At 59.6% G+C, this 20,740-nt stretch carries 22 protein-coding genes, 2 tRNA genes and 1 pseudogene; 18 read left to right on the top strand and 7 right to left on the bottom strand.

All coding sequences use genetic code 11. The annotated features are described in order from the left end of the window. Positions 1 to 23 precede the first annotated feature (23 nt). From BUB78_RS04085 to BUB78_RS04075, 3 genes are read left to right on the top strand one after another with little or no spacing between them, the layout of a single operon-like run. On the top strand, positions 24 to 2,105 hold the full coding sequence (locus tag BUB78_RS04085) for a Tad domain-containing protein (protein WP_245813350.1): 2,082 nt from the start codon (positions 24 to 26) through the stop codon (positions 2,103 to 2,105). Further along, on the top strand, positions 2,102 to 2,638 hold the full coding sequence (locus BUB78_RS04080) for a TadE/TadG family type IV pilus assembly protein (RefSeq protein WP_073195306.1): 537 nt from the start codon (positions 2,102 to 2,104) through the stop codon (positions 2,636 to 2,638). The genes BUB78_RS04085 and BUB78_RS04080 overlap by 4 nt, the downstream gene beginning before the upstream one ends. Position 2,639: 1 nt before the next feature. Beyond that, the gene (locus BUB78_RS04075) at positions 2,640 to 3,224 is read left to right on the top strand and encodes a TadE/TadG family type IV pilus assembly protein (RefSeq protein WP_073195304.1); all 585 of its coding nucleotides are present in this window, start codon (positions 2,640 to 2,642) and stop codon (positions 3,222 to 3,224) included. Here the strand turns inward: BUB78_RS04075 and BUB78_RS04070 are convergent. After that, the gene (locus BUB78_RS04070; RefSeq protein WP_139279247.1) at positions 3,221 to 3,703 is read right to left on the bottom strand and encodes a hypothetical protein; all 483 of its coding nucleotides are present in this window, start codon (positions 3,701 to 3,703) and stop codon (positions 3,221 to 3,223) included. The two genes, BUB78_RS04075 and BUB78_RS04070, sit on opposite strands and share 4 nt — an antisense overlap. A gap of 165 nt (positions 3,704 to 3,868) precedes the next feature. Here BUB78_RS04070 and BUB78_RS04065 point away from each other — a divergent pair, with 165 nt between their 5' ends. Further along, entirely contained in the window at positions 3,869 to 4,780 is a 912-nt protein-coding gene (locus BUB78_RS04065; RefSeq protein ID WP_073195301.1) for a pirin family protein, read from the top strand. Between the two features lie 63 nt (positions 4,781 to 4,843). Here the strand turns inward: BUB78_RS04065 and BUB78_RS04060 are convergent, their stop codons facing one another. Beyond that, on the bottom strand, positions 4,844 to 5,431 hold the full coding sequence (locus tag BUB78_RS04060) for a TetR/AcrR family transcriptional regulator (protein WP_073195299.1): 588 nt from the start codon (positions 5,429 to 5,431) through the stop codon (positions 4,844 to 4,846). A 143-nt stretch (positions 5,432 to 5,574) separates the two neighbouring features. Here BUB78_RS04060 and BUB78_RS04055 point away from each other — a divergent pair, with 143 nt between their 5' ends. The 5 genes from BUB78_RS04055 to BUB78_RS04035 all read left to right on the top strand — a co-directional run bounded on the left by BUB78_RS04055 (position 5,575) and on the right by BUB78_RS04035 (position 10,310). Then, entirely contained in the window at positions 5,575 to 5,829 is a 255-nt protein-coding gene (locus BUB78_RS04055; protein ID WP_220083981.1) for a hypothetical protein, read from the top strand. 99 nt (positions 5,830 to 5,928) lie between these two features. Further along, entirely contained in the window at positions 5,929 to 7,215 is a 1,287-nt protein-coding gene (locus BUB78_RS04050) for a homoserine dehydrogenase (protein WP_073195295.1), read from the top strand. Positions 7,216 to 7,298: 83 nt separating this feature from the next. Next, positions 7,299 to 8,264, top strand: a complete 966-nt coding sequence (glpX, locus tag BUB78_RS04045) for a class II fructose-bisphosphatase (RefSeq protein WP_073195293.1) — start codon at positions 7,299 to 7,301, stop codon at positions 8,262 to 8,264. Between the two features lie 90 nt (positions 8,265 to 8,354). Then, positions 8,355 to 10,112 (top strand): single-stranded-DNA-specific exonuclease RecJ, encoded by a 1,758-nt coding sequence (gene recJ / locus BUB78_RS04040; RefSeq protein WP_073195291.1) that lies wholly within the window; start codon positions 8,355 to 8,357, stop codon positions 10,110 to 10,112. 123 nt (positions 10,113 to 10,235) lie between these two features. Further along, a tRNA-Glu gene (locus BUB78_RS04035) sits at positions 10,236 to 10,310 on the top strand. A 118-nt stretch (positions 10,311 to 10,428) separates the two neighbouring features. Here BUB78_RS04035 and BUB78_RS21085 read toward each other — a convergent pair. Together BUB78_RS21085 and BUB78_RS20235 are read right to left on the bottom strand one after the other, a co-directional pair. Next, complete coding sequence (locus BUB78_RS21085) at positions 10,429 to 10,563, bottom strand: SEC-C metal-binding domain-containing protein (RefSeq protein ID WP_245813361.1); 135 nt, start codon at positions 10,561 to 10,563, stop codon at positions 10,429 to 10,431. Positions 10,564 to 10,782: 219 nt separating this feature from the next. Further along, positions 10,783 to 10,911, bottom strand: a pseudogene (locus BUB78_RS20235) (IS256 family transposase); the annotation flags it as partial. Here BUB78_RS20235 and BUB78_RS20840 point away from each other — a divergent pair. The 5 genes from BUB78_RS20840 (at position 10,895) to BUB78_RS04000 (ending at position 14,266) form a co-directional block, all read left to right on the top strand. Further along, positions 10,895 to 11,242 (top strand): site-specific integrase, encoded by a 348-nt coding sequence (locus BUB78_RS20840; protein WP_181444374.1) that lies wholly within the window; start codon positions 10,895 to 10,897, stop codon positions 11,240 to 11,242. The pseudogene BUB78_RS20235 and the gene BUB78_RS20840 sit on opposite strands and share 17 nt — an antisense overlap. 257 nt (positions 11,243 to 11,499) lie before the next feature. Next, positions 11,500 to 11,802, top strand: a complete 303-nt coding sequence (locus BUB78_RS04015) for a helix-turn-helix domain-containing protein (protein ID WP_073195287.1) — start codon at positions 11,500 to 11,502, stop codon at positions 11,800 to 11,802. Further along, positions 11,795 to 13,024 carry a type II toxin-antitoxin system HipA family toxin gene (locus BUB78_RS04010; RefSeq protein WP_073195285.1) on the top strand — a complete coding sequence of 410 codons (1,230 nt, stop codon included), beginning with the start codon at positions 11,795 to 11,797 and terminating at the stop codon, positions 13,022 to 13,024. The genes BUB78_RS04015 and BUB78_RS04010 overlap by 8 nt, the downstream gene beginning before the upstream one ends. Positions 13,025 to 13,323: 299 nt before the next feature. Continuing rightward, complete coding sequence (locus BUB78_RS21080; RefSeq protein WP_245813349.1) at positions 13,324 to 13,665, top strand: site-specific integrase; 342 nt, start codon at positions 13,324 to 13,326, stop codon at positions 13,663 to 13,665. Between the two features lie 52 nt (positions 13,666 to 13,717). After that, a complete protein-coding gene (locus BUB78_RS04000) occupies positions 13,718 to 14,266 on the top strand; it encodes a tyrosine-type recombinase/integrase (protein WP_245813348.1) in 549 nt (182 codons plus the stop codon). 68 nt (positions 14,267 to 14,334) lie between these two features. Here BUB78_RS04000 and BUB78_RS03995 read toward each other — a convergent pair. After that, positions 14,335 to 14,408: transfer RNA gene (locus BUB78_RS03995), tRNA-Cys, on the bottom strand. 145 nt (positions 14,409 to 14,553) lie between these two features. Here BUB78_RS03995 and BUB78_RS03990 point away from each other — a divergent pair. The 3 genes from BUB78_RS03990 to BUB78_RS03980 all read left to right on the top strand — a co-directional run bounded on the left by BUB78_RS03990 (position 14,554) and on the right by BUB78_RS03980 (position 17,854). Further along, a complete protein-coding gene (locus tag BUB78_RS03990) occupies positions 14,554 to 15,207 on the top strand; it encodes a protein-L-isoaspartate O-methyltransferase family protein (protein WP_073195283.1) in 654 nt (217 codons plus the stop codon). A gap of 66 nt (positions 15,208 to 15,273) precedes the next feature. After that, the gene (locus BUB78_RS03985; protein ID WP_170865026.1) at positions 15,274 to 16,677 is read left to right on the top strand and encodes a TolC family outer membrane protein; all 1,404 of its coding nucleotides are present in this window, start codon (positions 15,274 to 15,276) and stop codon (positions 16,675 to 16,677) included. A gap of 85 nt (positions 16,678 to 16,762) precedes the next feature. Next, entirely contained in the window at positions 16,763 to 17,854 is a 1,092-nt protein-coding gene (locus tag BUB78_RS03980; protein WP_139279246.1) for a hypothetical protein, read from the top strand. Here the strand turns inward: BUB78_RS03980 and BUB78_RS03975 are convergent. Beyond that, on the bottom strand, positions 17,851 to 19,305 hold the full coding sequence (locus BUB78_RS03975; protein ID WP_073195727.1) for a cobyric acid synthase: 1,455 nt from the start codon (positions 19,303 to 19,305) through the stop codon (positions 17,851 to 17,853). The two genes, BUB78_RS03980 and BUB78_RS03975, sit on opposite strands and share 4 nt — an antisense overlap. Positions 19,306 to 19,466: 161 nt before the next feature. Further along, complete coding sequence (locus tag BUB78_RS03970; protein ID WP_073195726.1) at positions 19,467 to 19,787, bottom strand: DUF6280 family protein; 321 nt, start codon at positions 19,785 to 19,787, stop codon at positions 19,467 to 19,469. 216 nt (positions 19,788 to 20,003) lie between these two features. On the opposite strand from BUB78_RS03970, the gene efp reads away from it, so the two are divergent. Then, the gene (gene efp / locus BUB78_RS03965; RefSeq protein ID WP_073195279.1) at positions 20,004 to 20,567 is read left to right on the top strand and encodes an elongation factor P; all 564 of its coding nucleotides are present in this window, start codon (positions 20,004 to 20,006) and stop codon (positions 20,565 to 20,567) included. Positions 20,568 to 20,740: the final 173 nt, after the last annotated feature.

The raw sequence follows: 20,740 nt of genomic DNA, 5'->3' as shown, positions 1-20,740 counted from the left end.
ACCTTACAACATGGTTAAGACCTGTGACCATTTTGTCCAGCCAACATAGGAAATCGAGCGGATTCTATCTACCTGAACGGGCACTCCACATCTTTCGTTTCCGCCCTGAAAACAATACACAACTTTTGATCCATATTGTTGTTTTCAAATGGTTAACTCTTACTGTTGCGCCAGTTTATCGCCTTAATTCCGCCACAGATCGCGGCGATAAAAAACAATGGTGGAATGTGTGGCCCGACGGCCAATGCTATCACGACAGAGGTGATGAAATGCTCATTAAGTACAACAAACGCCCCGGTTCAGATGCCGCTCGGCACAATGAACAAAACCATTTGCCCGCCTGGGCAACGCGTTTCATGCGCGAGGAAGATGGTACAGTGACCATACTTGCTTTCTTCATCGCCGTGACATTCCTAATCATGGGCGGGATCGCAATTGATGCCATGCGCCACGAGATGGAGCGTTCCTCTTTGCAGGCCACGCTTGATGGTGCGGTTCTGACTGCAGCGTCTGCCAAAAACAAAAGCGAAGCCCGGTCAGCAATCGAAGACTACGTGACCAAGCACGGTAAGATAGATTACCTTTCGCCCGAACAGGATGGCGAGATAACCGCAATGTTGGATAATGCTAGTATCACGGCTCGCGGACAGAACACCCTCGAGACTTACCTGTTGAAAATGAGCGGGGTGAAAACGCTCAGCGTTGCGGCGTCATCTACAGCAGAAGTGAATATTCCGAAGCTCGAAGGAATTCTGGTTCTGGACTTGTCCGCGACGATGAAGGGTAGCAAGCTCGTCAATCTCCAGAAGGGCGCTCGCGAGTTTGTAGAGTTTAGTCTCGATGGTCGCACCCCGGGCAGCGTGGTGCTCTCGATTGTTCCGTTCAGCTCCTCTGTCTCGCCACCCGAGTCAATCTACAATGCGCTCGCGGTAGACGATCGACACGATTACACGACGTGCCTCGAGTTCAAGGACAACGATTATACCCATGCCACGCTCACGAGCGGCAGCTCGTCCCTGAGCAGCGGCATTCCGGCGTCCCAGATGGTCTACACCTCACTCTCTGGCGGATTTGGGGCCGATTCTCTCGACTTAACCCAGCAGTCATGTTTCAACGAAGCTGCGATGCGCATCCTGCCGTATTCAACCAGCGCGGCTGAACTTTACGCCAAGATCGACGGTCTTGACGGTAAGGTCGACGGTACTTACGGAAGTTACCTTGATCCTGCCGTCGACGGTCTTGGTGCAGCTGGAGACAGCTCGGGCAACGATGGCATGAACTGGGGGGCCGCCCTGCTAGATCCGACATTCCGTCAGGTAACCAGTTCGATGATCAACGCTGGAACCTTGGCTCCGTTGCTCGCGAATGTGCCCGTCGATTATGATGATCCCAACACGAATAAGGTCATTATCTTCATGAGCGACGGTGTTAACACCCCGACCACAAAATTCGACCTTGATCCACCGAAATTCCGCGGGACGGCGTCCAATCTCTACGAGGTCGTCAGTACAACGAGTAAGGTTGACTACGCGTTTAACATAAAAAATGTCAATGACAAGAAAACGGGGGCTGACGCCGAGAGCGTTTGCGGCCACCCACGGTGGGAATGCGTTTACGAGGGAGATGACGCCCTAGACTCGGTCTACTTTCTCTACAGCCCTATTACTGGAGAATACTACAGCATCGATTCAGCGTCTAACGGAGAGCCCAAAATGTATACAGCCTCAGAATTCAATAATCTGAGCCTGACAATGCCCGGCTATATCGAAACCATTCAACTCGACTGGGAAGAGGCCTGGGGTCTGATGTCGCCTGATTATTACGGTAAAATAACCGGCGACTGGAGCGCTTGGAACGACTATTATTCCGAAGAAAATGTCACCGTCGCCCATAAAAACACCCTTATGCAAAGCGTCTGCAGTGCCACCAAGACTGAAGGTGTTATAGTTTACACCATCGGCTTCGAAGTAAATGATGCCGCTGAGCGAGAACTCATCAAATGCGCCACCTCTAAATCGCATTACTATCATGCTACGGGCGGCAGTATCATAACCGCGTTTGGTTCGATCGCAGCTAACATCAGAAATCTGAGGTTGAGCCAATGATACCCGGGTTCAGGAATGCTCTGCACCGCTTTCGGCGTGATGAAGACGGGACAGCTTCTGTTGAGTTTGTGATTGTCGTTCCGGTGTTCCTGGCGCTGATGATGTTCTCAATCGAGCTTGGCTTCATAACGCTACGCAATACCATGCTAGAACGAGGGCTGGATATTGCGGTACGTGAAGTCCGTCTTGGTACGGGCACCGTGCCGCAGCATGACGAGATCAAGCAAATCGTCTGCGAAAAGTCTGTGATCATCTATGATTGCATGAACACTCTGCAGCTTGAAATGCGGCCGACCGATATTCGGGCCTTCAGCGCGCTGGACACAGAGGCCGACTGTACCGATGCTGCGGAACCAACCAAGCCGGTACGTGCCTTCATCCCCGGAGCACAGAACGAGTTAATGCTGATGCGGGCCTGCGTGAAATACGATCCGCTTTTCCCAAAGCAATTCCTCGGACGGGTTTTGCAAACGGATACCAACGGACAGGCAACGATCATTTCCACTACTGCCTTTGTTCAGGAGCCAGTTTAAAATGTATATCTTTGACATAAAACGTGCCCTGCGACGTTTTCGCAAATCCGAACAGGGAACCGTCACCATGGAGACGGTGATCATGTTGCCATTTCTTTTTGGCTTGCTGGTCTTCAGCTATGAGTTCTTCGATATGTTTCGCTACAAAAGCGTGCGCGAAAAAGCCACCTATACAGTTGCCGATATGCTGTCGCGTGAAACCAACGTCGTGGATGCAACATATATCGACAATACCAAGCTTTTGTTTGATACAATGACGAGGAACGGAAGCGACAATCAAATCAGGACATCGGTGGTTCGCTATCATAAGTATGATCCCGATAACATCGACGAATTTGAACTGCGCTGGTCAGAGGTGCGTGGCGAGGGCGAACTTCTTAAATTGACCACGGCAGATGTGAAAGAAGCGCACGCGACTTTCCCTAAAATGACCAATGGTCAGGATCTTATCATCGTGGAAACCAGATCAGTATATGACGCACATCTACCCTTTGGCGTGGCCAAGGACACACCGATCAAAACCCAAATGTTCATGTCGCTGCGCTTTGGCGCACAACTCTGCTACGTTGGGGTCTGCACGCCCTAATCCGGTGCGGCCTGCCGGTTCATCTGGTCTTCCATGATCTCGGCCATCACCTTGGCATTGGCGCTGGCAGTGACGCCGCCAACCCCGATCCGGCGACCGACACGCCACCAAAGCCCCGGCTGCCATGCGGCCGGGGCTTTCGCCTTGAGCCGGATCGAGAATCCGTTTGACGGCTTGAAGGCAAAAACCCCGCGCTCGACGCTCGCGAGATCCGCGATCCGTGCGATCATCACCCCATCATCGCTGCGCAATCCCTCACGGGTCAGTTCAAGGGTACGCGCCGTGGCACGCCACATCCGCTCGGCCAGAAAGATGATCAGCGCACCAAGCGCCACCATGACCAATTGCCAGGCCATAGCAGGCGGCTGAACCAGCGCCAGATAGAGCACCAACAGGCCGAGCGAGCCAAGCGCGACAACCCCGAGAACCCGCCGTGGGGTCGAGGCCCGCAGCACCGCCAGAACTTCTGTATCTTGCATACGCATTCTCCCTTTGGGCAGGCTTTACCCCGACAACGCGGCTTTGGCGAGAGGAAGCCCACCGAAGCCTCTTAAAAATGCACAAGCAGCGTTGAGCGCTGAACAGAGCCGGGCCGTGACGCCCGCACCAAGAGCGCCTATATCCTTGTGCAAAGGAGACATGCCATGTCGATCAGACCCGTATTGGAAACCCGCAAGGCAAAGGCCACGATGGAAGGGGCCGGCGTGCATCTGCACCGGGCCTTCGGGTTTCATGACCCGACCGAGCTTGACCCGTTCCTGCTGTTTGACGATTTTCGCAATGAAAACCCCGCCGATTATGCCAAGGGGTTTCCCTGGCACCCGCATCGCGGCATCGAGACGATTACCTACGTCCTGGCCGGTGAGGTGGATCATGGCGACAGCCTTGGCAATCAGGGCCGCCTTGGAGCGGGCGATGTGCAATGGATGACCGCCGGGTCGGGAATCCTGCATCAGGAAATGCCGAAAGGAAACGCCAAGGGACAGATGCACGGGTTTCAGCTTTGGGCGAACCTGCCCTCTGCGCTCAAGATGACCGCGCCGCGCTATCAGGACGTGAGCGCGGCTGACATCCCGGTGGTGGTTGATGACGACGGCACCGCGGTGCGCGTCATCGTCGGCGCGTTCTGGGGTAAGCGCGGGCCGGTCGACGGCATCGCGGCCGATCCGCAGTACCTTGATATCTCGGTGCCGCCGGGGGTGAAAAAGACCTTTCCCGTCGACACCTACCGACGCAGCTTTGCCTATGTCTTCGCGGGTGCAGGTGCGTTTGCCGATGCAAGTGCCCCCGAGGGCGTGCTGCTGGAGAAAGAGGTGGCCGGGCAAGAGGTGAATATTCGCGACCTCTCGGGCAACCGCACCCTGATCCGCTTTGGCACCGGCGACGAGGTTACCGTGCAGGCAGGCCCCGAAGGCATCCGCTTTTTGCTGATCTCAGGCGCGCCAATTGCCGAGCCTGTCGCCTGGCACGGGCCGATCGTGATGAACACCAAGGACGAGCTGCGCACCGCCATGGCCGACCTGCGCAACGGCACCTTCATCAAGCCCGCGCATTAGGCGAGTCCCCCAGATTATTCGTCGAATAATCTGGCCCCCGTGGCGGTCAGAGCGAAAGCCCGCTCAGGCTGCCACCGCTTTGCGCACCATGTCGCAGTAAATCTCTTCCACCTCGGGCAGGCTCAACCGCCCCTTTTCGCGAAACCAGGTGTTGACCCCGGTCAGCATCGCAATCAGCGCCATGCTGGTGATCCGCGCGTCACGCACCGCAAAGCTGCCCTCGGCGACGCCGCGTTGCAGGATGTCCTGAAGCTGGGTTTCATAGGTTTTGCGCAGCTCTTCGATCACCGCGAAATTTTCCGGGCTGAGATTGCGCAATTCCATATAGGAAATGAAAACCGCCTCGGGGCGCCGCGCATGAAAGCGGATGTGAAACCGGGTGAACGCCTCAAGCGCCGCCATCGGATCGCCTTGCTGCGGCTCGGCCGCGCGCGCGGCGAGCAGCTCATCCATATGCGCCTTCATCAACTCATAGAGTAGCGTCTGCTTGTCAGGGGTATAATTGTAGAGCGCCCCGGCCTGCACACCGACCGCGCCGGCAATCTGGCGCATCGACACCGCTGCATAGCCGTGGCGCGCAAAAAGCGACAGCGCCGCCTCGCGAACGCGGGGGCCGGTGATATCGGAATGAGAGCCTTGGGTACGTGCCATATGCAAGATTTATCTGAACACACGTTCAAATCAAAGCCCTTGCTTGCCCTGTGCCCCAAAAGAATGGCAAGAGAGACCAAACCCGCCCTTTGCGAAAGGACACATCCGGGATGCGCCTTTGCCCTGCCCCCATTTTGGCCGCCATGGCCGTCAGTCTGATCGCGGGTTGCGACCCTTTTCCGGCCTTCGAGGTCAGCGAGAGCGCCCGCGCGGCGGCCTATCCCGCCCTCGTACCGGTCGAAGAGATCGTCAGCCAGGTTCCCGCAGAGGCCATCGCGCCGGAAACCTCGCCCGATCTGGCCGCGCGCGCCGCGCGTCTCAAGGCCCGTGCAGCGCGGCTCAAGGGGAGCGTCGTTGACGCGGAAACGCAGAAACGCATGCAAACCGGCGTCAAATAGCAAAATCCGCCGCTTAATCCATCCAAGCCGCGTTGCAAGGCCCCCGGGAACCCGTTACATCGCGCATCCAAACCCTTTCAGTGACAATCGGAGAGCCCCATGAACACACCCCTGCGCCTCGGCATCGCCGGATTGGGCACGGTCGGCACCGGTGTCGCCAAGATCGTCCGCCAAAAAGCCGGGCTTCTGGCCATCCGGGCCGGCCGCCCGGTGGAGATCAGCGCCGTTTCGGCCCGCAGCCGCGACAAGGATCGCGGCGTGTCCCTCGCCGATTACGCCTGGGAAGACGATCCGGTCGCCCTGGCCAGACGCGATGATGTCGACGTCTTTGTCGAGCTGATGGGCGGAAGCGACGGCCCCGCCAAGGCGGCGACCGAGGCCGCGATTGCATCAGGCAAAGACGTGGTCACCGCCAACAAGGCGATGCTCGCGCACCACGGTCAGGCGCTTGCGCTTGCCGCCGAAGAGGCCGGGCGCGTGATCCGCTTCGAGGCCGCTGTCGCGGGCGGCATTCCGGTGATCAAGGCCCTGACCGAAGGCCTTGCGGGCAATGACATCACCCGTGTGATGGGGGTCATGAACGGCACCTGCAACTATATCCTGACGCGCATGCTCTCGACGGGCCTACCCTATCAGACGGTGTTTGAAGAGGCCGACAAGCTTGGCTATCTCGAGGCCGACCCGACCCTTGACGTGGGCGGGATTGATGCCGGCCACAAGCTCTCGCTGCTTTCGGCGATTGCCTTTGGGGTGCAGGTCGATTTTGACTCCGTGGCCCTTGAGGGCATCGAAAAGGTCACCATCGAGGATATCCGCCACGCCGCCGATATGGGCTATCGCATCAAGCTTCTTGGGGTTGCCCAGATGACCGGTCGTGGTCTTGAACAGCGCATGTCGCCCTGCCTTGTCCCCGCCCAGAGCCCGCTTGGCCAGCTTGAAGGCGGCACCAACATGGTGGTGCTCGAGGGGGATAATGTCGAACAGATCGTGCTGCGCGGCCCCGGCGCAGGCATGGGCCCCACCGCAAGTGCCGTGATGGGCGATGTGATGGATATCGCGCGCGGGTTTCGCATTCCCACCTTTGGTCAGCCCGCCGCTGGACTTGAAAAATCCACTCCCGCCAGTACCGCGACACCGGCGGCCTATTATCTGCGCATGGTCCTTGACGACAAGCCTGGCGCATTGGCCAAGGTCGCCACGATTTTGGGTGAGGCCGGAATTTCTATCGACCGGATGCGCCAGCACCGCCACAATGAGACCACCGCGCCGGTGCTTATCGTGACGCATAAGACCACCCGCAGCGCGCTTGACACCGCGCTGTCCGGCATCAAAAAGCTTGATGTTCTGAAAACCGAGCCGGTCGCTCTGCGTATCGAAACCGTGTAACCGCCACCCCGGCCCCGCCCTTGCCCGGCGCGGGGCCGGACGCTAAACCTTTTGGACCCTCGCTTTACAAGGACCAGCTTATTATGACCTCTGAAACTGCTTTCAATGACCGGATGTTGTCTCTTGGCCTTGCCCGCGTGTCCGAGGCGGCCGCTCTGGCCTGTGCCGATCTGATCGGGCGCGGCGACGAAAAGGCCGCCGATCAGGCCGCCGTCAACGCCATGCGCGAGCAGCTTAACATGCTGGCCATCAAAGGCGTGGTGGTGATTGGCGAGGGCGAGCGTGACGAGGCCCCGATGCTTTATATCGGCGAAGAGGTTGGCACAGGCGAGGGCCCCGGCGTGGATATCGCGCTTGACCCGCTTGAGGGCACCACCCTGACCGCCAAGGCGATGCCGAACGCGCTGACCGTGATTGCCATGGCCCCGCGCGGCACCCTGTTGCACGCGCCTGACACCTATATGGAAAAGCTGGCGATCGGGCCGGGCTATCCCGCCGACGTGGTGTCGCTTGCGATGTCCCCCCGCGAGCGGGTCGAGGCCCTTGCCAAGGCGCGCAAGTGCCGACCCTGCGAGATCACCGTTTGCGTGCTGGAACGCCCCCGCCATCAGGAGATGATCACCGAACTGCGCGAAACCGGAGCGGCGGTATTCCTTATCCCGGACGGGGACGTGGCCGGCGTGATCCATTGCGCCGAGGCCGAGCGCACCGGCATCGACATGTACATGGGCACCGGTGGTGCCCCCGAAGGCGTGCTCGCGGCCAGTGCCCTCAAGTGCATGGGCGGCCAGATGTGGGGCCGCCTCGTGTTCCGCAACAGCGACGAAAAGGCCCGCGCCACCAAAGCCGGTATCACCGATTTCGACCGCATCTATGCGCGTGACGAGATGGTGACCAGTGACGTGATATTTGCCGCAACCGGCGTGACCGACGGGTCGATCACCGCAGGAGTCAAGCGTCGCCCCGGCTATGTGGAAACCGAAACCGTGCTTATGCGCTCGCGTACCGGATCGCTGCGCCGGATGAACTATCGCAGCCCGCTTGCTTGATCGCAGGCCCATAGCGGGGGCGCTGCCCCCGTCGCCCCTTGGGCGACTCCCCCGGGATATTTCCGGCAAGAAGAAACAGGCGCAGGTGATATGACCGGTTTTCTTGGCGTTGAAACCTCGATCACAGGGCGGCAGTGGTGCGGCCCCGGCATCGAGCGTGACCGGCAGGCCGAAGCGATGGCACAGGAGACCGCCCTGCCCCGGCCACTCTGTCAGACGCTGGCGCGGCTTGGAGTGGCCTCCGACGAGGCCGAGGCCTATCTGGCGCCTGCGCTGCGGGATCTGTTGCCCGACCCACGCAGCCTGCGCGATATGCAAACGGCGGCAGAGCGGTTCCTTCTGGCCGTGCAAAAGCGTCAGAAAATTGCGGTGTTTGCGGATTACGATGTCGATGGCGGCACCTCCGCCGCGCTGATCATCGACTGGCTGCGCCAGATGGAGCAGCCGACCCCGACCCTCTATATCCCGGATCGCATCGACGAAGGCTATGGGCCAAACGAGCCCGCAATGGCCGATCTGGCCACCGCGCACGACCTGATCATCTGCGTTGATTGTGGCACCCTCAGCCATGCCCCCGTAGCCGCCGCGAAAGGCGCCGATGTGGTGATTCTTGACCACCATCTTGGCGGTGAAACCCTGCCAGAGGCCTTGGCGGTGGTGAACCCGAACCGGCAGGATGAAACCGGCGATCTGGCGCATCTTTGTGCCGCTGGCGTGGTCTTCTTGATGCTGGTCGAGGCCGGGCGTCAATTGCGCGAAGCAGGGCAGAGCGGGCCGGACCTAATGGGCTTTCTCGATCTGGTGGCCCTCGCCACGGTCGCCGATGTGGCTCCGCTGATCGGCGTCAACCGCGCCTTTGTGCGGCAGGGTCTTCGGATCATGGCGCGGCGCGAACGTGTCGGCCTTGTGGCCCTGGCCGATGTGGCGCGGATGGATGCCACGCCAAACGCCTATCACCTTGGGTTTCTGCTTGGGCCAAGGGTGAATGCAGGCGGGCGGATCGGGCGCGCCGATCTTGGCGCGCGGCTTTTGGCCTGTGACAACCCGGCCGAGGCCCGCGCCATGGCCGAGCGCCTTGATCAGCTCAACACGGAACGCCGCGCCGTCGAATCAGAGGTCCGCGCCGCTGCCATGGAACAGGCCGAAACCCGCGGCTTTGACGCGCCTCTTGTCTGGGCCGCCGGCGAAGGCTGGCACCCCGGCGTGGTTGGCATCGTCGCGAGCCGCCTGAAAGAGGCCGCCAACCGCCCCGCCATCGTGATCGGGCTGGACGGGGACGAGGGCAAAGGCTCGGGGCGTTCGGTCGCGGGCATTGATCTTGGCGCCGCCATTCAGCGGCTCGCCGCCGAGGGGCTGCTGATCAAGGGCGGAGGCCACAAGATGGCCGCCGGCCTGAGCGTGGCGCGCGACAAGCTTGAACCGGCGATGGCGCGCCTCTCGGAGTTGCTTGCCAAGCAGGGGGCGGGCACCTATGGGCCCGCTGACCTAAGGCTTGACGGGGTGCTTATGCCCGGCGCCGCGACGATTGATCTGATCTCGCAAATCGAAGCGGCCGGCCCCTTCGGTGCCGGCGCTCCGGGGCCACGCTATGTCTTTCCCGACTGTCAGATCAGCTTTGCCAAACAGGTCGGCGACAGCCACCTGAAACTGCGCTTCGGCGATGGCCTCGGGGCCAGCCTTGATGCCATTGCCTTTGGCGCCTTTGACGGCCCTCTGGGCCCCGCCCTTATGGCCCATGGCGGCGCGCGCTTCCATCTTGCCGGACGCCTTGAGATCAACACCTGGAACGGCCGCCAGTCGGTGCAATTACGCCTGGAGGACGCCGCGCCCGCCGCGCTTGCGCCCTGAACACCGCGCGCGCCTGCCCGGTATCCCAGGCCACAATATTTTTCTTCGACCCAAGTGAAGTTTTTACAAAATCCCCCTTGCGCAGCGCGCCGGTTTTGCCTAGTACCGCGACACGCCAACGCTGGCCCGTTCGTCTATCGGTTAGGACGCCAGGTTTTCAACCTGGAAAGAGGGGTTCGATTCCCCTACGGGCTGCCACTCACTTCCACTAACGCTCTGTTCTTTATCGCGTTTTTGCCCTTCAAGCAGCGCGAACCAACATCTGTACCAACAGGAAGAGTGGTGCCGTATCGCAACAGTTGTATTTGGTGTGCGGTTATACAGCGCCGTAAACGCGCCAACTCTTTCCGCAGCAATGCTTAAATTTCTTACCGCTTCCGCAAGGACACTTCTCGTTCCTCCCGGCTTTTCGTCGCGCAGCCCCCCGCAAAACATCACTGGTTTTGACCATAGGCGGTGCTGAAGCCATCAATGCTTCAAGTTCATGGTTGAATACATGCTTCGCTCGAACATATGCGCCGAAGCGCACCTGCATGGTGGTCGGATCAACATTGAGGCCCAACCATTTTTCAGCCTTCTGAAAGTACTTTCGGCGCACCATGTGCTTTCGAAGCGAAGGCTCTGCCGCGAACTGCGGATGAGCTATGCCCGAAAGTTGGTGACGGCGTGATCAGGCGGCGTTTTGAAGTTGCTTGATTCCGTCTTTGAATGCAATCCCATCGATTATCTCGGGCATGCGGTTGGCCCCGTCCAGTTTGCGCCACTTGGTCTGGGCTGACATCATGAGTTTGAACGCCATTGGTACAGGCCAACGCATTGGCGATGTCGTGAAGATGAAGTGGGAGCACTTTTCCGATGAAGGTTTCGATTTCACGCAGGGAAAAACCGACAAGCCGTTGTGGATCCCGCTCACCGACCGCTTGAAAGCCCATCTCGACGGGCTCGCACGAACGGACGGCACTGTTGTGACCGACGCCAAGGGTCGACCAGTGAGCTACCGGATCGTTGCGGAGGAGATCCACGAGCGCCATCCGCTGTGCCGCCACATCACGAACCGCCAGATCGAGGATTTGATTGCGTCAAAGCTGGTGACGCCCGAGCAGGTGCGAGCTGCGGGGCTGCAGGCATGACTTTCGAAGGCAGGCACCGCGGTCGTTCCGCGCGAACAGAAGCGTTGTGTGAGTGTGGTGAAGTGAGCCTGCAGGTGCAGTGGAGTGACTGGGCAGTGTTTCGTAATGGTAACCTTAATGCACTCAATGTTTCTCTGAGATAACATAAGGTGTGACGTGGGCGGGGGCGTTGGGTCGTCGTGCTAAGCGGTGAAAATTGACATTAATGTTTTCTCAGCGTAACATATGGAGGCTTAGTGTCGCTTGGAGATATCATTATGGCTGTTCCGATCAAAATGCCCAGGGCGGCGCGCATGGAGCTCGTGACACTTGGGGAAAACATTCGTGTTGCGCGACTGCGCCGCAAATTGACCGCTGAGATTGTTGCGCAGCGCGCTGGCACAACGCGGCAGACCATCGCGAAGATCGAAAGCGGGAACCCCGCAGTCAAGATCGGCACTTACGTGGCAGTACTGCAGGCGCTCGGCCTTTTGAAAGGTTGGGGGGATATCGATGACCCGGTTGGCGAGCAGATGGCCCTGGATGACCTCCCGCAGCGTGCGAGACTGAAAAATGGTTGAGGTCTGGATCGACTGGAAAGGGCTGAAACAGGTCGGCATGCTCCACCGCACAGCGGGGCGCGGCCGAGAGCGGGTGTCCTTTACCTATCATGACAACTGGCTTGGCGACGAAAACGCCTTCGGGCTTTCGCCGGACATGCCTCTCGTCAAAGGGCAATTCGTGCCTGAGGCAGGGCAGGACATGCTTGCACCGCTTGGGGATTCTGCCCCTGATACCTGGGGCAGAACGGTCATGCGGCGCTTTGAGGGGCGCATGGCAGAGGCCGAGGGGCGACGTCCGAGAGTGCTGCAAGAAACCGACTACCTGCTTGGCGTGAATGACGAGACCCGTTTGGGTGCGCTGCGCTTTAAGGTTGATGGTGAGTTCCAAGCGCGCGAGGGCATAGGGGTGCCTGCGCTCGTGAGCCTCGGGGATTTGCTGAATGCCTCGCAACGCGTCCTTCGCGGGGAAGAGTCTGCTGAGGATCTTCAAATGCTGTTTGCACCGGGAAGCTCCCTGGGCGGTGCTCGGCCAAAGGCCAGCATCCTCGACCAACACGGTCGTCTTTCTGTTGCCAAGTTTCCGAAAGAGACGGACACCTATTGCGTGGAACGCTGGGAAGCCATTGCATTGGAGTTGGCAAGGCGCGCAGGAATTATGGTTTCGGATCACACGCTTGAGATGGCCGGCGACAAGCCGGTTTTCTTGTCCCATCGGTTTGACCGGAACGATGACGGCAGGATCCCGTTCATCTCAGCCATGGCGATGCTGGGCGGCAAAGATGGCGAAAGCTACAGCTATTTGGACCTGGCCGATATAATCACCTCAGAAAGCGTGACGCCCGACCAAGACCGAGAGGAGCTCTACCGGCGGGTCGCCTTTTCCATTCTCGTGACGAACCTCGATGACCACATGCGCAATCACGGATTTCTGCGTGGGCGTGGCGGCTGGCACCTCTCACCGGCCTACGACATCAACCCTGTGCCGAACCAACCGCGTGTGCTCAAGAGCTACGTTGATGACAACAACCCGGATGCCAGTATCGCCCTGCACCGGGCACAAAATGAATCCTATCTACTCGAACGCGGCGAGGCAGATCGCATCATTGTAGAGGTGGCTGAGGCGACCAGTTCTTGGCGTGATGTTGCGCGTGGCTTGGGGGCTCCGGAGAGGGAGATCAAGGAGATGACGACAGCCTTCGAGCACGAGGAAGCGGATCTGGCGCGAGCTGAACTGGGGTAGCTGGCGACTCGGTTTAGATGCGTTGAGCACGAAGGCATCGACAGTGCGTGCCAGTTGGTTTGCCAAGCGACTTCGCTAGATTTGAGCCTCGCCACTTGTCGATCGACCTTGAGGACAAAACAACAAATCTGTATGAAATTTACGCTGAAGCGCAAATTTGGAAAAATTACGCTGCAGCGTAAGTTGTCGTGGGCTGGAGCCGCAGCGGTCTTTGGAGGTCCTACGCCCTTGTGACGCAGTATGACGAGGCAAGTTAGTTTTCGAGTGCCAAGTTCGGACCCTCTACGCCGTGTTTCTGATTGCTGAACATACCCGAGCTGCAAGCGGCGCTGGACGCCGCCAGTCGGCACTCGGTCTTTATCCTGACCAATGAGCGGGTAACTAATCGTTGGTCATATCGCGGGGCCTCAGCGGCTGTAAGGAGCGTCAGGGAGCGCATTGGCGCTCTGGACTACGATATCCATAGCTGGCGCTACAATGCAGCCTGCGAACTCGTAGAGGCGGGCTGCGGTGATGATCTGGTCGCCTCGGTGAACGGGCAAAGCCCGGCGATGGTTCTGCACTACACCAAGAAGGTACGTCAGAAATTTAGAGCGATTCAGGCGCAGAAAAAGCGGGCCTCTCACAAAGATCTAAGTTAGCCCCGAGCTGCTTTGTCAGTGCTGTTGCTCGCGATAAGAGCTAACAGGCCAAATGCGACGCCCATGGCCAGACGATGTTCGCGCCGAGTTCGAAGCGCTGGCTTCAAAGCGGGCGCGGCTGGTTTACGAGCTTTGCGTTGGTACAGGCCAACGCATTGGCGATGTCGTGAAGATGAAGTGGGAGCACTTTTCCGATGAAGGTTTCGATTTTACGCAGGGCAAAACCGACAAGCCGCTGTGGATCCCGCTCACCGACCGCCTGAAAACCCATCTCGAAGGCATCGCGCGAACAGACGGCACTGTTGTGACCGACGCGAAGGGTCGGTCTGTGAGCTACCGTATCGTTGCCGAGGAAATGCGTGCCATCAAAAAGAAGATGAAGCACGAGAAGGCGAGCTACTACAAAACGCACGGGCTCAGGAAAAACGCGACGATCGAGCTTTATCTGGCTGGATGTGATGACGAGATGGTCAAGGCAGTCACCGGGCACTCAGGCGTTGAGATGCTGAAAAAATACGGCGGGCCGATCCGGCAAAGGGAGCTCGCGAAGCGCGCTCAAGAGGCGAGAAAGCAAATGGAACGAAGCAAGAGCGAAACGTGAAAGTTTCAACAGTTGTTTCAAAAATGGCAGTGAAGGAGAATTAGGATGACGCAAGTCATTGATTTTATTGGAGGCGAGTACCGGAATCGAACCGGTGTACACGGATTTGCAATCCGCTGCGTAACCACTCCGCCAACTCGCCGCCGACTGTGATTGGTGTCGATTATCTGATCGCCCGGACCTGTGCAAGTGGGCAATGAGAGGTTTTCGCCACCGCTAGGCGTTGCCGCCGCGCGGGTTCTGTGCCAAAACCCAATCATAATATTCCGAAGCCGAGAGTTTATCCCATGACAGATTATGCCGCCCGGCGCACGATGATGGTGGACACGCAGGTTCGCCCCTCGGATGTGACCAAGTTTCCGATCATAGATGCCATGCTTGCCGTGCCGCGCGAGGCCTTTGTGCCGCGGTCTCTGCGCGAAGCCGCCTATATGGGCGAGAATGTCGATCTGGGCGGCGGGCGCGTGATGCTTGAGCCGCGCACATTGGCCAAAATGCTCGACGCCCTTGAGATTGAGGGCGATGACCTGGTGCTCGATATCGGCCCCGGTCTTGGCTATTCCTCGGCGATCATGGCACGCATGGCCGAGGCAGTTGTCGCGGTCGAGGATGATGCCGACATGGTCCAGGAAGCGCAGCGCATCCTGGCCGATAATGGCGCCGATAACGTGATCATGCACGAAGGTCCCCTGCCTCAGGGCGCGTCTGACCACGGCCCCTATGATGTAATCACGATTCAGGGCGCGGTAGAGCATCTGCCCGAGGCCCTGACCGATCAGTTGAAAGAAGGCGGGCGGATTGCTTGTCTCTTTATGGAGGGCGCGCTTGGTGTGGTGCGGATCGGCTACAAGATCGACGGTAAGATCAACTGGCGCTTTGCCTTTAATGCCGGGGCGCCGGTCATGCCCGGATTTGAACGCCACGCGGCCTTTACGCTGTAGCGCGGGCCGCGGTTGGCCTCTGGTCGGCCCCATGCCGACCGGCATTCTAAGGAGCGGAAGTTGAAACTGAAAACGCCATTCACATCCTTTGGGGCCGCTCTCGGGCTTGCGGTGCTTTTGTCGGCGCCGCTTGCTGCGCGGGCAGAAACGCTCGCCGATGCCCTCAAAAGCGCCTATCTCAACAGCGGCCTGCTTGATCAGAACCGCGCGCTGTTGCGTGCGGCGGATGAAGACGTGGCTCAGGCGGTTGCGGGCCTGCGCCCGATCATCGACTGGACCACGGATATCACCCGCGACTTTGGCCGCACCCGTAACATCGGGCTGAGCCGCAACACCGGCACCACGAGCGCGAACCTCGGCGTCACGGCAAGCCTTTTGCTCTATGATTTCGGGCGTAGCAATCTGATCATCGAATCCACCAAGGAAACGGTTCTGGCGACCCGCCAGACCCTGATCAGCATTGAGCAACTCGTCCTGCTGACTGGCGTGAACGCCTATATGAACGTGATCCGCAACAGCGAATTCGTGGCGCTGCGCGAGAACAACCTGCGGCTTTTGCGCCAGGAGTTGCGTGCGGCTCAGGATCGGTTCGAGGTCGGCGAAGTGACCCGCACCGATGTTGCCCAGGCCGAGGCCGCCGTGGCCAATGCCCAAAGCGGGCTTGCCGGGGCGCAGGGCGATTTTGCCCGCGCGGTCGAAGAATTCCGCTCTGCCATCGGGCGCAGCCCCGGTTCGCTTAAGACACCGACGGAGATGCCGAACCTTTCGGACAATGTTCAGGCGGCGAAATCCGTGGCGATGCGTCGTCACCCCGATCTGCTGAAGGCCCAGCATGATGTGTCAGCAGCAGAGCTTAACATCAAAGTGGCAGCGGTGGCGATGAAACCGGAGCTGAACCTGACAGGGCGATTGGGCGTCGCTGAAGATCTGGAAGGCTCTGACTTTTCGCGAACCGGAAGTGTAGGTGTCGAATTGAACGGCCCGATCTATCAGGGCGGCCGGCTTAGCTCTGCCAGACGTCAGGCGATGGCACAGCGCGATGCGCAACGTGGCGCGCTGCATCTTGCGGGCCTTCAGGTGACGCAGGATGTGGGCAATGCCTATGCCAATCTGCGCGCCGCCCGCGCAAGCCGTGCGGCCAGCCGCGAAGAGGTGCGCGCCGCCACGGTCGCCTTTGACGGGGTGCGCGAAGAGGCCAAGCTTGGCGCGCGCACGACGCTGGATGTGCTGGACGCGGAACAGGATCTGCTTGACGCCAAGGCCAACCTGATTTCGGCCAATGCCGATGTGGTCATTGCGGCCTATTCGGTGTTGTCCTCCATCGGGGAATTGACGGCGAAGGATCTGAACCTCGGGGTGCAGACCTATGACCCGAATGCCTATTACGATCTGGTCAAAAAAGCCCCCGTCGACACGAGCCCGCAGGGCAAAAAGCTTGACCGGGTTCTGCGCGCGATTGGCAAAAACTAAAACTCTTCCTAAACGATTGAGTGAATCGGTTGTATGAAAAGACCCTCAGGGGTAAGCTGCGATCAGGCAAGAGTGGTACTTATAAATGTCCGACCCCGTGAGCAATGTGGAAATCGAGGATGTCCTGTCCTCTATCCGGCGGCTTGTGTCCAATGGCAAGCAAGACCGTTTTGCACTGGCTGAACCTATGGATGTGCCAAAGGACGAGACCGCAAACAGGCTTGTTTTAACGCCATCCTTGCGTGTCGACGAAGGCCAGAGCGCCGATCAATCAGGCATTGCGCCGCCAGAGGCCGCGCCGCATCAGACCATGTCAGAGCCGGAAGAGGTTGCTGAGGGGCAGATTGATTCTCATGATGAGGCTCGCGATCCCGAGGCGCAGATTGAGGTCGGCACGGCCACGGTCGAGCGTGCAGAGGCCGACACTGGCGACGGCGGCCCGCAAAATGATGATCAAGACTGGTCAGCCAGGGACGATGAGACCCCAGAGGAACAGTCTAACGACCAACAGGCCTACGCCGACGAGCCGTCCGAGCCCCATCACGCCGCCACAGAGCCCGAGGGGGATATCTGGCTGGAGGCGAGCAAAACCACATCCGAGGCCGTGGCCGAGGAGACGATGCAAGAGGATGACAGCGAAACCCTTTCTGCTGATCATGATCGGGCTGACCCTGACACCGGCACAGCGAACGAGAGTAATCCCGGCGATCACGATGCCGCGCCGAGCGATCTGGAAGCGCAGGCCGCCGAGTTTGAGGCGGCTATCGCCAGCCGTGACGATCAATGGGAGCCGGATGGCGACTCCAGTGACGATTACGCCGGCAGCCGGGTGACATCTCTCTCTTGGAGAGATTCACGGGACACGGCCAGTGAACCCGAAGAAGAAGAGCTCTCGATTGATCCGGATTGGGCCGAAGCCGATGACCTGGCCTCGGCGCGCCATGCGCAGAGCTGGGCGCAAGAGGCGATGCCGGTGCCGCCGGTCGAAGAGTGGGGCGATGATGACGGCCTGTCGCTTGATGATACGGTTCTCGACGAAGAGGCGTTGCGCGACATGGTGTCAGAAATCGTGCGCCAGGAATTGCAGGGCGCTCTTGGCGAGCGGATCACCCGCAATGTGCGCAAGCTTGTCCGCCGAGAAATTCATCGTGCCCTGGCCAGTCAGGACATGGACTAGGCCCTCGGTTCGGCGCTGAGCGAAAGCAACAGATCCAGATCCATATGACGTTCGAGATGTGCCGCAAGCGCATCGAGGGTCTCTTCGACATTTTGCCCATAGCTCAGGCCTGACGACGCCCCGAGACCGCCAAGAAAGGCCGCGCGAAACGCGTCACTGGCAAACAGCCCATGCAGGTAAGCGCCGCGCACCCGACCATCTTCCGAGGCCGCGCCATCAGGGCGCTCGCCTATCGCGAGCCACGCGCGATCACAATCGGGGCCCGTGGTGTGGCCAAGGTGGATTTCATAACCCTCGACATCGGCGCCGGTCGCCAGATAGGTGGCACTGCTCAGCGCCAGACGCTTTTCGGGGCGCATCGTGGTGACCACATCAAGATGGCCAAGGCCCGGCACCGAACAGGCGGGCCCCTCGATACCCTCGGGATCGTTGATTTGCTGGCCAAGCATCTGATATCCGCCGCAAATGCCCAACACATGCCCGCCGCGCCGGATATGGGCGGCAAGGTCGATATCCCAGCCGTTGCGCCGGAAATCCGCCAGATCGGCGATGGTGGATTTGCTGCCGGGAATCAGCACCAGATCGGCGTCGCCGGGCAGGGGCTGACCGGGCTGGATGATCTCGACGCTCAGGCCCGGTTCGCTTGAAAGCGGGTCAAGGTCATCGAAGTTCGCAATCCGCCCAAGGCGTGGCACCACCACCTTGAACGCGCCACCCTTGGTCGAGGCGATATCCATCACATCCTCAGCCGGCAGGCGCCAGGCCTGATCAAACCACGGAATTACCCCAAGCGAGGGCCAGCCGGTGCGCGCGGTGATCTCGGCCACGCCCTCGTCAAACAGGCTGACGTCGCCGCGGAACTTGTTGACCGCAAAGGCCTTTATATGCGCGGCGTCCTCGGGCGGAAGGACCGCCTGCGTGCCGACGAGTTGGGCAATCACACCGCCACGGTCAATATCGCCGACAAGGATCACCGGAACGCGGGCCGCCTCGGCGAACCCCATGTTGGCAATGTCGCCTGTGCGCAGATTGATCTCGGCCGGGCTCCCTGCCCCTTCGATCAGGACAAGGTCGGCCCCCGCGCAAAGGCGGTGAAAACTTTGCAGCGCCGGGGCCAGAAGCTGGGGCTTGGCCTTGGCATAATCGCGGGCGCGCAGCGTGGCAAAGCGTTTGCCCTGAACGATGACCTGTGCGCCGATCTCTGATTCCGGTTTGAGCAGCACCGGATTCATGTCGGTATGGGGCGCGCGCCCGGCGGCAAGCGCCTGAAGCGCCTGTGCGCGGCCGATTTCGCCGCCGTCGCAGGTCACGGCGGCGTTGTTCGACATGTTCTGGGGCTTGAATGGGGCCACGTTCAGCCCGCGCAACCGATAGGCGCGGGCCAGCCCCGCCACCAGCATCGACTTGCCCACATTCGAGCCCGCCCCTTGTATCATGATTGCGCGCGCCATGGCCGTGTTCCCCGCTTGCTCTTGCGGGAGTGATACAAAGACGGCGCGCCCGGTGAAAGCGATGATTGGGCGCGTGCCGTGGATTTCTGGCGTGGCCCGGACAAGCAAAAGCCCCGCCAGTTATGGCAGGGCCTTTGAAAACCAGTCGAGGTTTGACGCGGTCAGGCCGCTTCGGCCTGGGCCGCGGCATTGCGACGTTCGCTCTCTTCACGTGATAGCGCGACCGAGGTACGTACACCTTTGGCGACAAAATCCATCAGGCCCGACACGACACGTTCGTTCGGGTCGATACCGGCGCAAGACAGAACTTCGCGGCCATCGCGCGAACGCGCCCAGCGGGCGATCTGCTCGGGGCCGTTGCCGTATTTCTTGTCGTCGGAAATTGCATCATCCAGCGCGGCCAGTACAACGGCCGCAAAAAGTTTACGCGCACGATTGCCCTGTTCGCTTTTGAACGCTGTGCCGTCAACGAAATCCTTCATCATTCGTCCTTGTTCTTATTGCTCTTGTGTTTTGGGCGTGACGCTCGTTATGGCGGAGTTTTAGTGATTCGGATAGAGCGTATATGCATAACTTATATGCAAATTACGCATACCTCGCCTCCGCAAAAACGATATCTCGTTGTCTTGCCACCCATCATGACGCCAGATATAGGTGCGGTAGACTTCTTATCAACCTTTTGTCATGGTTTGGACGCAATGCCAAAGATCAACGGAAACGAAATCCGCCCCGGTAACGTATTGGAGCATAACGGCGGCCTGTGGGCTGCGGTCAAGGTTGACCACGTCAAACCCGGCAAGGGTGGCGCGTTTGCCCAGGTAGAGATGCGCAACCTGCGCAACGGCTCAAAGCTCAATGAACGCTTTCGCAGCGCCGACAAGGTCGAGCGGGTGCGCCTTGAACAAAAGGACCAGCAGTTCCTTTATGAGGAAAACGGTAAGCTGGTGTTCATGGATACCGAAACCTACGAGCAGATCGAGCTGCCGGCCGACCTGCTTGGCGATCGCCGCCCGTTCCTTCAGGACGGCATGACGATCACGGTCGAGTTTCACGACAGCGAGGCCCTGCATGCGTCATTGCCGCAAAAGGTGACCTGTAAAATCGTCGAGACAGAGCCGGTCGTCAAAGGCCAGACCGCCGCCAACAGCTTCAAGCCCGCGATCCTGGACAATGGCGTCAAGGTCATGGTGCCGCCCTTCGTGGGTGTCGATGAGGATATCATCGTCAACACCGAGACAATGGAATACGCAGAGCGCGCGTAACCGCGCGACGGAATACGCAGAGCGCGCCTAACCGCGCGACGGAATGCGCAGAGATTAGAAGGCCCCCGCTGTGGGGCCTTTTTTGCGTTCGGGCGCGCGGGTAACGGGCTCATGTAGGGTGGGTGAAACCCACGCTCGTTCCGGACCTAGCCCAAAGGAGCGTGGGTTTCACC

This window comes from Roseovarius marisflavi (assembly GCF_900142625.1).
GTDB classification, from domain to species: domain Bacteria; phylum Pseudomonadota; class Alphaproteobacteria; order Rhodobacterales; family Rhodobacteraceae; genus Roseovarius; species Roseovarius marisflavi.
The sequence above is the reverse complement of the archived record's forward strand: the minus strand, read 5'-3'. Positions and strand labels throughout refer to the sequence as shown.